Annotated in this window: 13 protein-coding genes; 9 read left to right on the top strand and 4 right to left on the bottom strand. The window is 70.3% G+C overall.

Translation table 11 applies throughout. The features are described 5' to 3' along the window. The first annotated feature begins 57 nt into the window (after positions 1–57). Both map and EAO75_RS19485 read left to right on the top strand, forming a co-directional pair. On the top strand, positions 58–915 hold the full coding sequence (gene map / locus EAO75_RS19490; protein ID WP_147996358.1) for a type I methionyl aminopeptidase: 858 nt from the start codon (positions 58–60) through the stop codon (positions 913–915). A gap of 124 nt (positions 916–1,039) precedes the next feature. Beyond that, a complete protein-coding gene (locus EAO75_RS19485) occupies positions 1,040–1,687 on the top strand; it encodes a heme oxygenase (biliverdin-producing) (RefSeq protein WP_147996357.1) in 648 nt (215 codons plus the stop codon). A gap of 5 nt (positions 1,688–1,692) precedes the next feature. Here the strand turns inward: EAO75_RS19485 and EAO75_RS19480 are convergent, their stop codons facing one another. Further along, entirely contained in the window at positions 1,693–2,337 is a 645-nt protein-coding gene (locus EAO75_RS19480) for a PhzF family phenazine biosynthesis protein (RefSeq protein ID WP_147996356.1), read from the bottom strand. A 127-nt stretch (positions 2,338–2,464) separates the two neighbouring features. Between EAO75_RS19480 and EAO75_RS19475 the strand changes: the two genes are divergently transcribed. From EAO75_RS19475 to EAO75_RS19450, 6 genes are all read left to right on the top strand, one after another. Next, complete coding sequence (locus EAO75_RS19475; RefSeq protein ID WP_147996355.1) at positions 2,465–3,553, top strand: FecCD family ABC transporter permease; 1,089 nt, start codon at positions 2,465–2,467, stop codon at positions 3,551–3,553. Positions 3,554–3,663: 110 nt separating this feature from the next. After that, entirely contained in the window at positions 3,664–4,482 is an 819-nt protein-coding gene (locus tag EAO75_RS19470) for a heme ABC transporter ATP-binding protein (RefSeq protein ID WP_147996354.1), read from the top strand. 127 nt (positions 4,483–4,609) lie between these two features. Then, on the top strand, positions 4,610–5,767 hold the full coding sequence (gene efeO / locus EAO75_RS19465) for an iron uptake system protein EfeO (RefSeq protein WP_147996353.1): 1,158 nt from the start codon (positions 4,610–4,612) through the stop codon (positions 5,765–5,767). Between the two features lie 9 nt (positions 5,768–5,776). Further along, a complete protein-coding gene (gene efeB / locus EAO75_RS19460) occupies positions 5,777–7,027 on the top strand; it encodes an iron uptake transporter deferrochelatase/peroxidase subunit (RefSeq protein WP_147996352.1) in 1,251 nt (416 codons plus the stop codon). A 3-nt stretch (positions 7,028–7,030) separates the two neighbouring features. After that, positions 7,031–7,903, top strand: a complete 873-nt coding sequence (efeU, locus tag EAO75_RS19455; RefSeq protein ID WP_147996351.1) for an iron uptake transporter permease EfeU — start codon at positions 7,031–7,033, stop codon at positions 7,901–7,903. Beyond that, positions 7,863–8,855 (top strand): hypothetical protein, encoded by a 993-nt coding sequence (locus EAO75_RS19450; protein WP_147996350.1) that lies wholly within the window; start codon positions 7,863–7,865, stop codon positions 8,853–8,855. The genes efeU and EAO75_RS19450 overlap by 41 nt, the downstream gene beginning before the upstream one ends. Before the next feature lie 19 nt (positions 8,856–8,874). Here EAO75_RS19450 and EAO75_RS19445 read toward each other — a convergent pair whose 3' ends face one another. Both EAO75_RS19445 and EAO75_RS19440 read right to left on the bottom strand, forming a co-directional pair. After that, positions 8,875–9,609 carry a bifunctional DNA primase/polymerase gene (locus tag EAO75_RS19445; RefSeq protein ID WP_147996349.1) on the bottom strand — a complete coding sequence of 245 codons (735 nt, stop codon included), beginning with the start codon at positions 9,607–9,609 and terminating at the stop codon, positions 8,875–8,877. Positions 9,610–9,765: 156 nt separating this feature from the next. Continuing rightward, on the bottom strand, positions 9,766–10,398 hold the full coding sequence (locus tag EAO75_RS19440; protein WP_147996348.1) for a TetR/AcrR family transcriptional regulator: 633 nt from the start codon (positions 10,396–10,398) through the stop codon (positions 9,766–9,768). Positions 10,399–10,518: 120 nt separating this feature from the next. Here EAO75_RS19440 and EAO75_RS19435 point away from each other — a divergent pair, with 120 nt between their 5' ends. Continuing rightward, the gene (locus tag EAO75_RS19435) at positions 10,519–10,725 is read left to right on the top strand and encodes a DUF6243 family protein (protein WP_222723976.1); all 207 of its coding nucleotides are present in this window, start codon (positions 10,519–10,521) and stop codon (positions 10,723–10,725) included. Here EAO75_RS19435 and EAO75_RS19430 read toward each other — a convergent pair. Further along, on the bottom strand, positions 10,722–11,693 hold a 972-nt coding region (locus tag EAO75_RS19430), incomplete at its 5' end, for a small ribosomal subunit Rsm22 family protein (protein WP_147997970.1). The two genes, EAO75_RS19435 and EAO75_RS19430, sit on opposite strands and share 4 nt — an antisense overlap.

Here is an 11,693-nt window from a genome sequence, read left to right as displayed (position 1 = left end):
ACCAGCTCCTCTCGCCACCGACATGTTCCCCCATGGCCGCTGGTTAGACTCGCTGGCATGTCTGGCCAGTCGCTGCTCGTACCAGGGGAGCTGTCTCCCACCCGTTCCGTGCCCGGAAACATCCGCCGGCCCGAGTACGTCGGCAAGCCCGCGCCGACGCCGTACACGGGTCCGGAGGTGCAGACTCCGGAGATCGTCGAGGCGATGCGGGTCGCCGGCCGTATCGCCGCGCGTGCGATGGCCGAGGCGGCGAAGCTGATCGCGCCGGGTGTGACGACGGACGAGCTGGACAAGGTGGCGCACGACTACATGTGCGACCACGGCGCCTACCCCTCGACGCTCGGCTACCGCGGCTTCCCGAAGTCCCTGTGCACCAGCGTCAACGAGGTGATCTGCCACGGCATCCCGGACTCCACGGTCCTGCGCGACGGCGACATCGTCAACCTCGACGTGACGGCGTACATCGGCGGGGTGCACGGCGACAACAACGCCACGTACCTGGTGGGTGACGTCGACGAGGAGAGCCGCCTGCTGGTGGAGCGCACCCGCGAGTCCCTGAACCGCGCGATCAAGGCGGTCAGGCCGGGCCGTCAGATCAACATCATCGGCCGCGTGATCGAGTCGTACGCCAAGCGCTTCGGCTACGGCGTGGTCCGCGACTTCACCGGCCACGGCATCAACTCGTCCTTCCACTCGGGCCTGATCATCCCGCACTACGACAGCCCGCACGCGACGACGGTCATCCAGCCCGGGATGACCTTCACGATCGAGCCGATGCTGACGCTGGGCACGCACGAGTACGACATGTGGGACGACGGCTGGACGGTCGTCACGAAGGACCGCGGGCGCACCGCGCAGTTCGAGCACACGCTGGTGGTGACGGAGACAGGCGCGGAGATCCTGACGCTGCCGTAGCCGAAGTCGTACGTTCCGTCGAAACCCGTCCTCTGCGGAGGGCGGGTTTTCTCGGTACGCTTTTACCGACATGACGTCGGCAAACCTATTGACTTAGGTAAGCCTAACCTCAGAAAATGTCGGTATGGACTCCTTCTCGACAGTCATCCGCACCGCCTCCCACGAAGAGCACGTGCAGGCGGAGACCTCGACGTTCATGAGCGACATGCTCGGCGGCAGGCTGGGCGTGGACGCGTACGCGCGGTACACCGAGCAGCTGTGGTTCGTGTACGAGGCCCTCGAGGCCGGCGCCGAGCGGCTGGCGTCGGACCCGGTGGCCGGTCCGTTCATCCAGCCGGAGCTGTTCCGGCAGGCGTCGCTGGAGCGGGACCTGGCGCATCTGCGGGGCCCCCAGTGGCGCTCACGGGTGTCCGCCCTGCCGGCCACCGAGGCCTACGCGGAGCGGGTCCGGGAGTGCGCCCGGCAGTGGCCGGCCGGCTACATCGCCCACCACTACACCCGCTACCTCGGCGACCTCTCCGGCGGCCAGATCATCCGCGACAAGGCGGAGAAGACCTGGGGTTTCGCGCGCAAGGGCGACGGGGTCCGGTTCTATGTCTTCGAGCAGATCTCCAACCCGGCCGCGTTCAAGCGGAGTTACCGGGAGCTGCTGGACGCCGTGCGCGCGGACGACCTGGAGAAGCAGCGGATCGTGGCGGAGTGCAAGCGGGCGTTCGCGCTGAACACGGCGGTGTTCCGGGCACTGGGCGAGGAGTTCCCGCTGTCGGCGTGAGGCCGTCAGCGCTCCAGGACCACCCGGCCGCCGAGTTCGATCCAGTCCCCGGGCTGAGGAGCCGTCAGAAGCTGCGAGCCCGCGCCCTGCGTGATGTTGAGCGCCCGGCCGAGCCGGTGGGTGAGCTGCATGGCGGCCGCGCCCGTCGCCTCGTCCTCCTCGATGCCGTCTCCCCGGCCGGGAAACCCTCGGGCGCGGACACGGCCGGCGGCCTCTTCCTCCCAGGCCCAGGCGTATATCCACTCCCCTTGCGGGGGCACGGCGAGTGCGTCGACCTCGCGGGCGCTGCCGTACTGCCGCAGGGTGCGCGGCGGCGCCCACTGCGGCCGGGCCTCGATCCAGCAGAACTCCCCGTCGATCCGGGCGCCCACCACACCGGCGGGGGTGACCAGCTCGGGCACGTCGAGAAGCCAGGCCGTACCGACGCAGGGATACCCGGCGAAGGGCAGCCGCACGGAGGGCGTATAGATGTCGATGACCCCGCGCTCGGGGTCGTCCACGAACACGGTCTCGCTGAACCCGAGCTTCGCCGCGAACGCCTGCCGCTCGCCGCGCTCGGGGATCACCGAACCCTCGCGGACGACGCCGAGCTCGTTGCCGTATCCGCCCGTCGGCCCGCAGAAGACGCGCAGGACGTCGTAGTCAGTCACGGGGGCATTCAAGCACCGCGCGGGCGGGCGGGCAGCGGCGGGCACGGGAGCGGCCCCCATGGCGAACAAAGGCAAGGCTAACCTAAACTACCTGCCGAAACGGTGAGCTCCACTAGGGGGAAGCAGCGTGACCGTACTGGAGAAGACCGCCCCCGAGGCGGCCCCGGACCACGCTCCACCGCCCGGACGCCACACCACCGCCTGGCTGCTGACCGCAGGACTGGTCCTCACCCTCCTCGTGCTGACCCCGATCGCCGCGGGCATCGGCGCGTACCCGGTGCCGCTCGGTGACGTCCTCGCCTCCGTGCAGCACCGCGTCGGACTCGGCGGTACGCAGCTCGACCGGGTCGCCGAGTCGGTCCTGTGGAACGTCCGCCTCCCACGCATCGTCCTCGCCCTCCTCATCGGCGCCTCCCTCGGCTGCGCCGGCGCGCTGATGCAGGGCGTGTTCGGCAACCCCCTCGCCGAGCCCGGCGTCATCGGCGTCTCCTCGGGCGCGGCGGTCGGTGCGGTCGGCGCCATCGCGCTCGGCGTGAACTTCCTCGGCACCTGGACGGTCTCCGTCTTCGCGTTCATCGCCGGACTCGCCACCGTCCTCCTCGTCTACGCCATGTCGCGCTCCGGCGGCCGTACGGAAGTCGTGACGCTGATCCTCACCGGCATCGCCGTGAACGCCTTCGGCGGGGCGGTGATCGGTCTGTTCCTGTTCTTCGCGGATGCCGCCGCCATCCAGCAGATCACCTTCTGGCAGCTCGGCTCGCTCTCCCAGGCGACCTGGCCGAAGGTACTGGCCGTACTGCCGTGCGCCGCGCTCGGACTGGCCGTGGCGCCGCTGTACGCCCGCCGGCTGGACCTGCTGGCCCTCGGCGAGCGGCCCGCGCGGCATCTGGGCGTTGACGTGGAGCGGCTGCGGATCGTGCTCGTGCTGGTCATCGCCCTGCTGACGGCCGCCGCGGTGAGCGTTTCCGGGATCATCAGCTTCGTCGGTCTCGTCGTGCCGCATCTGCTGCGGATGGCGGCGGGGTCGGGTCATCGCTTCCTGGTTCCGGCGAGTGCTCTGCTCGGCGCGGTGGTGCTCCTTGCCGCCGATCTGACGGCCCGTACGGTCGCCGCCCCCGCGGAGCTGCCGCTCGGGGTGCTCACCGCCCTGCTGGGGAGTCCGTTCTTCTTCTGGCTGCTGCGTCGGACTCGGCGGCGGCAAGGGGGGTGGGCCTAGAGGTTGTCGCCGACTGCGGGTGGGTGGGGGCTTGTCGATACAGCCTCGCGCCCCCAAGGGCGCCGCTCGCAACCGCGCCGACACCTGACCCTCTGTCGAAGGACCCGTTCATGAGACTCCTCCGCCCGCGCCCCACACCTCCACCGGCAGCCGAACCCGGCGACCTCCTCGCCGAAGCCGAGAACCTCCACGTCCGCCTCGGCACCCGTCCCGTCCTGCACGGCGTCTCCGTCCCCGTCCGGGCCGGTGAGGTCCTCGCGCTCGTCGGGCCCAACGGGGCCGGGAAGTCCACCCTGTTGAGCGCCCTGGCCGCCGACCTGCCGGCCGCCGAGGGTGTCGTACGGATCCACGGCCGCCCCGCGACCGACTGGTCCGCCCCGGAACTCGCCCTGCGCCGCGCGGTCTTGCCGCAGTCGGCGACGCTCTCCTTCCCCTTCACGGTGGAGGAGGTCGTACGCATGGGCCGCGCACCCCACGCCTCCTCCCCCGCCGAGGACGACCTCGCCGTCGCCGAGGCGATGGCCGCCACCGAGGTGACCGCCTTCGCCGTGCGGCCGTTCTCCGCGCTCAGCGGCGGCGAGCGGGCCCGTGTCGCGCTCGCCCGGGTGCTCGCGCAGCGCGCCCCCCTGCTGCTGCTCGACGAACCGACGGCGGCACTCGACCTCAGGCATCAGGAGTTGGTGCTCGGGGTGTGCCGGGAGCGGGCGCGGGCCGGGGACGCGGTCGTGGTCGTACTCCATGACCTGGGGCTCGCGGCGGCGTACGCGCACCGCGTCGCGATCCTGCGCGCCGGACGGGTCGCAGCCGACGGGGCCCCGGCCGAAGTGTTCTCCGAGAGGCTGCTGTCGGACGTCTATGACCAGCCCGTCGAAGTGCTTCCGCACCCTCGAACAGGAGCGGTCCTGGTGACTCCGAGACGGAACCTTTGACCATCCTTTGACTTTTCTATGGGGTCAATTTTGGCCACTTAGGTAATCCTTATCTCCGTTAGGCGAGCCTCACCTTCCTATTGTGAGGCTCGTCACGCACACTTTCCGGCCACCTTCTGGAGCCTTCATGCGCACCGTCAGACTCCCTGTCAGCACCGCCATCGCCGCCGTGGCGGCTCTGACCGCCGTCACGGGGTGCACCGAGAAGGGCAGTTCGGCAGGTGACGACCGGGTCGTCAGCGTGACCTCGACGGACGACAAGTGCGAGGTGTCGAAGAAGGAGTTCCCGGCCGGGCACGTCGAGCTCGCCATCGAGAACAAGGGCTCCAAGGTCACCGAGGTCTACATCCTCTTCCCGGACGACCGCATCGTCACCGAGCGCGAGAACATAGGCCCCGGCACCAAGCAGACCGTCACCGCCGAGGTGAAGGAGGGCGACTACACCATCGCCTGCAAGCCCGGCATGAAGGGCGACGGCATCCGCCAGACCGTGAAGGCCACCGGCAAGGGCACGGCCGCCAAGCGCGACCCGCGCCTCGACGAGGCCGTCGCCGCCTACCGCAAGTACGCGCAGGAGCAGGCCGACGAGACCCTGCCGCTCACCGAGGCCTTCGCCAAGGCGGTCAAGGACGGCGACATCGAGGCCGCGAAGAAGGCCTACGCCACCTCCCGCATCGGCTGGGAGCGCACCGAGCCGGTCGCGGAGTCCTTCGGCGACATCGACCCCAAGGTCGACCTGCGCGAGGACGGTCTGGAAGAGGGCCAGGACCTGGAGAAGGACTGGACCGGCTGGCACCGTCTGGAGCGCTCGCTCTGGAAGGACAACAAGCTCACCGACCGCGACACCGAGCTCGCCGACCAGCTCATCACCGACCTCAAGGACTGGCAGAACCGGGTCGGCAAGGCCGAGATCACCCCGACCTCCATGGCCAACGGCGCCAAGGAACTCCTCGACGAGGTCGCCACCGGCAAGGTCACCGGCGAGGAGGAGCGCTACTCGCACACCGACCTGGTCGACTTCAAGGCCAACGTCGAGGGCGCGCAGAAGGCGTACGAGCTGCTGAAGCCGGTCGTCAAGGAGAACGACCCGGCGCTGGTGACCGAGCTCGACAAGCAGTTCGGCGCGCTGAACACGCTGCTGGACAAGTACCGCGCGGACAAGTCGTCATACGAGTTCACCTCGTACGACAAGGTCGGCAAGGCCGACCGCAAGGAGCTGTCGGACGGTGTCAACGCGCTCGCGGAGCCGCTGTCCAAGCTCGCCGCCGCCGTCGTCGTGAAGTAGGTGCAGGACATGACGGATTCGAACGACGCCACGACCCCCTCCCGGCGTTCGCTGATCGGCTGGGGCGGTGCCGGGCTCGCGCTCGGTGCCGTCGCGGCCGGCGGTGCCGTCGCGATGACCCGCACCGGCGACGACGTGGCCCCGGCCGCAGCCGAGACGGGCGCCGCGATCGACTTCCACGGCGAGCGGCAGGCCGGCATCGCCACCCCGGTGCAGGACCGGCTGCACTTCGCCGCGTTCGACGTGAAGATCGACGACCGCGCCGAGTTCGTGCAGATGCTGAAGGACTGGACGGTGGCCGCGCGCCGCATGACCGCCGGGCAGGCCGTCGGCGAGGGCGCGTACGGCGGTCTGGCCGAGGCGCCGCCGGACGACACCGGCGAGGCGCTGGGCCTCAAGCCGTCGCGGCTGACGCTGACGATCGGCTTCGGGCCGTCGCTGTTCGAGAAGTTCGGGCTGGCGGACGCGCGCCCGGAGGCGCTCGTCGACCTGCCGAAGTTCGCGGGCGACAACCTCGACAAGAACCGCAGTGGCGGCGACCTGTGCATCCAGGCCTGCGCGGACGACCCGCAGGTCGCCGTGCACGCCATCCGCAACCTGGCCCGCATCGGCTTCGGCAAGGTCGTCATGCGCTGGTCGCAGCTCGGCTTCGGCAAGACGTCCTCGACCACGCCGGAGGAGCAGACCCCGCGCAACCTGATGGGCTTCAAGGACGGCACCCGCAACATCGCGGGCACGGAGACGGACCGTCTGAAGAAGTTCGTGTGGGTGGGCGAGAAGGACGGTCCGGAGTGGATGGCCGGGGGCTCGTATCTCGTCGCCCGGCGCATCCGGATGAACATCGAAACCTGGGACCGGACTCCGCTCCAGGAGCAGGAGGACATCTTCGGCCGCGACAAGGGCGAGGGAGCCCCCGTCGGCAAGGCCAAGGAGCGCGACGAGCCGTTCCTGAAGGCGATGAAGCCCGAGGCGCACGTGCGGCTCGCGCACCCCGACACCAACGACGGGGCGACGATCCTGCGGCGCGGCTACTCCTTCACCGACGGCACCGACGGCCTGGGCCGCCTGGACGCGGGCCTGTTCTTCCTCGCGTACCAGCGGGACGTCCGCAAAGGCTTCATCCCCATCCAGCGCAGCCTGGCGATCGACGTCCTCAACGAGTACATCCAGCACGTGGGTTCGGCGATCTTCGCGGTCCCGCCGGGCGTCCGTGACAAGGACGACTGGTGGGGCAGCACGCTGTTCGCCAAGGAGGCGTAGCCCGTGTTCTCCAACTACCTGATCGGCCTGCGCGAGGGTCTTGAGGCCAGCCTCGTCGTCTGCATCCTCATCGCCTACCTGGTGAAGACGGACCGGCGGGACGCGCTGAAGCCCATCTGGATCGGCATCGGCGTCGCGATCGCCCTCGCGCTCGGCTTCGGCTGCGCCCTCGAATTCGGCTCGCAGGAGCTGACGTTCGAGGCGCAGGAGGCGCTCGGCGGCTCCCTGTCGCTCCTGGCGGTGGGCCTGGTGACGTGGATGGTGTTCTGGATGCGGCGCACCGCCCGGCACCTGAAGGCCGAGCTGCACGGCAAGCTGGACGCTGCCCTGCAGATGGGCACGGGCGCGCTGGTGGCGACCGCGTTCCTGGCCGTCGGCCGGGAGGGCCTGGAGACGGCCCTGTTCGTGTGGGCGTCGGTGCGCGCGGCCGGCGACGGCACCCCGCGCCCGCTGGTCGGCGTCGCCCTCGGCATCGCCACGGCGGTCGTGCTGGGCTGGCTGTTCTACCGGGGCGCCCTGCGCATCAACCTCGCGAAGTTCTTCACCTGGACCGGCGGCATGCTGGTCGTCGTGGCGGCGGGCGTGCTGGCGTACGGCTTCCACGACCTGCAGGAGGCGCGCTGGCTGCCGGGCCTGAGCGACAAGGCGTTCGACATCAGCGACACCATCGATCCGTCGAGCTGGTACGGCACCCTGCTGAAGGGCATCTTCAACTTCCAGCCGGATCCGACCGTCCTCCAGGTCACGGTGTGGCTGCTGTACTTGATCCCGACGCTCGCGCTGTTCCTCGCCCCGGTAGGGTTCGCCTCCGGGAAGGGGAAGGTGAAGGGACCTGATGAGCAGGGAACGCGGCCCTCGAAGGCTCCGCAGGCTTGACCGGAGCGCACTGATAGCGGCCTGTGCGACCGCTTTGTCGTTGACGGCGAGCGGATGCGTGGTGGTCCACGGGGAGCGAGAGATCCTCCCCTCGGCCACCAAGGCGGAGGCCGCCGAGGCCCTCAAGGAGTTCACCACCGCATACAACAAGGCGGACAAGGCGTACGACAACGCCCTCTACGCCGACCATGTCACCGGCGCGCTGAGCGACATCGACGGGGCGCGGCTGAAGGCGGGCAAGGCGCTCAGCCCCGAGGGCAACGCGGCGCACACCCCGCTGAAGCTGTCGGACACCAAGTTCACGATCCCGAAGAAGGCGGGCTGGCCGCGCTGGTTCGTGGCCGACACGGCCGCGAACAAGGGCGGCAAGGCGCGCTGGGTCTTCGTGTTCACCCGGGACGGCCTGGACGATCCGTGGGAGGCGTCGTATCTGACGCTGATGGCCCCCGACGACGTACCGAAGTTCAAGACGGACAAGGACGGCTGGGCCGAGGCGGTGCCCGCGAACTCGACCGAACTGGCCGTGGCACCCAGGGACTTGAGCAAGGACTACGCGGGCTACCTCAAGAACGGCGGGGACACCTTCGCGCAGGGCCGGCACACCAGCACCTGGCGTGCGGACCGGGAGAAGGACGCCAAGCGGCCGGGCCTGGTCAGCCAGTTCATCGACGAGCCGATGACCGACGGCGACTACGCCCCGCTGGCGCTGCGCACCGCGGACGGCAGCGCGCTGGTGTTCTTCACCACGCGCTACTACGAGAAGCGGACGGCCTACGCGGGGACCTCGGTTCCCTCGCCCGGCAAGGCCGTGGAGGCGCTGACGGAGGGCGAGATCAAGCAGTCGCTGACGATGGAGTTCGTCTCCAACGAGGTGGCCCTGGACCCGAAGGGCTCCGGCAAGGTGGACGTGCTCGGCCGGATCCAGGGACTGACGTCGGCGAAGGGCGAGTGACACCGCCCCTCAAGGCTGCTCAGTGGCGGCGCAGGGGCCAGGCCGCGGATGCGTGGTCGGGCTCCGCGCCGGCGTGGCGGGCGCAGGCGTCGGTGAGGGTTTCCAGCAGGCTCAGCGGGTCGGGCAGCGGGTGTTCGAGTCCGCGTACCCAGTGCACGGTCTGGTTCTCGCCCGGCAGCTGGGCGGGAGGTACGAGGACGTAGGACCCGCGGCAGTGCCAGCGCAGTCCCGGGTGCTCGTCCATGGTCTCGGGGTGGCAGTCCAGCTCGCAGGGCCACCACTCGTCCTCGTCCTCGGGGGTGCCGCGGGTGGCGGTGAAGAAAAGCAGGCGGCCGTCGTCGCTCACGGCGACGGGCCCGACCTCGATGCCGGCGTCGAGCAGCCGCTCAAGCGCCTCACGCCCGGCCTCGACCGGCACGTCGAGCACGTCGTGGACCATGCCGGTGGCAGTGATGAAGTTGGCCTGCGGCTGGTGCCGGGCCCACCGCTCGATCTGTCCTCGATCGGTGGTGGACTGCGTCTGCCAGGCGAAGGACACCGGGTGCCGGGCCGGGGTGGGACAGCCCACCCGGTCGCAGGAGCAGCGGAAGCCGGCCGGGTGTGCGGCGGGCGCGAGCGGCAGTCCCGCCGCGGCGGCGGCGAGCAGCAGGGTCTCCCGGCCGCCTTCGTCGGCGGTGTCCTTGGGGCGGCGTCCGCGCAGCCACTGGGAGAGTTTGCCCTGTAGTCCGGTCCGGCCGCCCAACTCCGCGCTCATCTATCCCCTCGCCTCGCTGTCGTGCGGAACAGCATGCCCTATGGTCCCACCATCGTGCGCCCCGGGGGGCCGTAGCGGACAACCGGGCCAGGTGGGGCGAGGTGTACACAGCGCTGCGATCAGGGGTAATGCACCACTTTGGCGGGATTTACCTCCCTACTGACCGCGCGGTGCGAGTCCGTACAGGGCGTAGTCGACGAGGGTGTCCGTGTAGTCGTACGTGATCGGCCCCGTGTACTGGAGCCAGCGCTGGGCGAGCGGCGACACGAAGAGCTCCAGCGCGATGCGCGGGTCGATGTCCGGGCGCACGTCCCCGGCCTCCTGCGCGGCGCGCAGCCGGTCGACGTAGAGCTGGAGCGAGGGTTCGAGGAGCTTGGCCACGAACTCCCGCCCGAGCTGCTCGTTGACCACGCCCTCGGCGGCGAGGGCGCGGGACGGGGCCTCGAAGCGGGGGTCCTTCAACTCGTCGACGGTGGCGCGCAGTACGAGCTTCAGGTCGGCGGCGAGGTCTCCGGTGTCCGGGATGGCGTACGGCTCGTGCCCGGCACTCTGCGCGGACTGCTCCCCCAGATCGAGGAACGCCTCCATCAACACCTCGGCCTTGGACGACCACCACCGGTAGATCGTCTGCTTGCCGACACCGGCACGGGCGGCGATGCCCTCGATGGTGGTCCTGGGGTAGCCGACCTCCGCGACGAGGGCGAGGGCGGCGTCGTAGATGGCCCGCCGGGACTTCTCGCTGCGGCGGGTGGAGCTGGGCGGGGGCTGGACGGACTTCTGGGCTGCCATGGGTCGAATTTATCAGGTTGACAAGACGGAGCGTCTCGCCGGACCCTGTGAGAGTCAAGATTGCGAGACGCTACGTCTCGTTCCGCTTGTGATATTGAGCGGTACTGAAAGGAGCCTCACATGACCCGAAGCGGAAACATGCTGGGAGTCGGCGGCACACGCCGAAACCTCGGCCGCAAGGCGCTGCGCGGCGGCGGCCGCAACGGCCGGATCGGCGGCGGGGCCGACGCCCAGGCCCAGAAGAAGGAGCTGCTGCGCAAGCTCCAGGCGAAACAGAGCCCACCGCGGGAAGAGGACACGGCCACGGCCACGGCCGAAGAGTCCTAGGACTCTGGGGAGTCCTGGTCCGCGTCCGGTGGCCAGGCGTCGCCCCAGGCTGTGTCGCGGGCCGCCTTGTAGAGGTCGCCGTGGCGCTTGGTGATCGTGGTGCGGTGCAGGGCCGGCTCGGTCTCACAGAGGTCCAGGAGGACCTGGCCCTTGCGGATCTGGGGTTTGCGTACGACGCGGGCGGGGGCCGGAGTTGCCGGGAGGCGGGTGGCCGCGACGTAGGCGAACTTCTCGTCCTCGTAGGCGAGGGAGCCGCCCTTGATCTGGCGGTGCAGCGAGGAGCGGCTGACCCTCGCCGAGAAGTGGCACCAGTCCGTGCCGGGGACGATGGGGCAGGCGGCGCTGTGCGGGCAGGGGGCGGCGATGCGGAAGCCGGCGGCGATGAGGTGGTCGCGGGCCTCGATGACGCGGGTGTAGCCGTCCGGGGTGCCGGGTTCGACGATCACCACGGCGGCCTGGGCTGCGGACGCGACCGTGTCGAGGAGGGTGGTGCGGTCCGGTGCGGTGAGTTCGTTGAGGACGTAGGAGACCGTGACCAGGTCGGTGGGGTCCAGGGTGAGGCCGGATCCGATCCGGGCTCGTTGCCAACGGGCCTTGTGCAGCGCCGGGTTGGCCTCGGCGATCTCCCTGCCGATCGCCAGGGCGGGCTCGGCCCAGTCCAGCACGGTGACGCTGCGCTTGCCGGGCCATGTCGCGGTGACGGCCCAGGTTGCCGCGCCGGTTCCGCCGCCGACGTCCGTGTGGCTGTCGGGGGTCCAGTCCGGGACGGTCTGCGCGAACGCCTCCAGCGCCGTGTGGACGGCCTCGAAGGTGGCGGGCATGCGGTACGCGGCGTAGGCGGCCACGTCGGCGCGGTCGCGGAGGATGGGGGTGTGGGTGGGAGTGGCGCCCCGGTAGGTGGCGATGAGGCGGTCGACGGCCTGGGTGGCCTGGCGGGGTGGGAGGTCGTCGAGCAGCGTGGCGAGGGC

Origin of the sequence: Streptomyces sp. UW30 (genome assembly GCF_008042075.1) — a bacterium.
Lineage (GTDB): Bacteria > Actinomycetota > Actinomycetes > Streptomycetales > Streptomycetaceae > Streptomyces.
This window is presented reverse-complemented; position numbering and strand designations above follow the sequence as displayed.

Excerpts from the sequence above, each read along its gene's own strand:
- EAO75_RS19450 (WP_147996350.1), top strand. The coding sequence starts at position 7,863 with ATGAGCAGGGAACGCGGCCCTCGAAGGCTCCGCAGGCTTGACCGGAGC.
- map (WP_147996358.1), top strand. The coding sequence starts at position 58 with ATGTCTGGCCAGTCGCTGCTCGTACCAGGGGAGCTGTCTCCCACCCGT.
- efeB (WP_147996352.1), top strand. The coding sequence starts at position 5,777 with ATGACGGATTCGAACGACGCCACGACCCCCTCCCGGCGTTCGCTGATC.
- EAO75_RS19445 (WP_147996349.1), bottom strand. The coding sequence starts at position 9,609 with ATGAGCGCGGAGTTGGGCGGCCGGACCGGACTACAGGGCAAACTCTCC.
- EAO75_RS19440 (WP_147996348.1), bottom strand. The coding sequence starts at position 10,398 with ATGGCAGCCCAGAAGTCCGTCCAGCCCCCGCCCAGCTCCACCCGCCGC.
- efeO (WP_147996353.1), top strand. The coding sequence starts at position 4,610 with ATGCGCACCGTCAGACTCCCTGTCAGCACCGCCATCGCCGCCGTGGCG.
- EAO75_RS19470 (WP_147996354.1), top strand. The coding sequence starts at position 3,664 with ATGAGACTCCTCCGCCCGCGCCCCACACCTCCACCGGCAGCCGAACCC.
- EAO75_RS19435 (WP_222723976.1), top strand. The coding sequence starts at position 10,519 with ATGACCCGAAGCGGAAACATGCTGGGAGTCGGCGGCACACGCCGAAAC.
- EAO75_RS19485 (WP_147996357.1), top strand. The coding sequence starts at position 1,040 with ATGGACTCCTTCTCGACAGTCATCCGCACCGCCTCCCACGAAGAGCAC.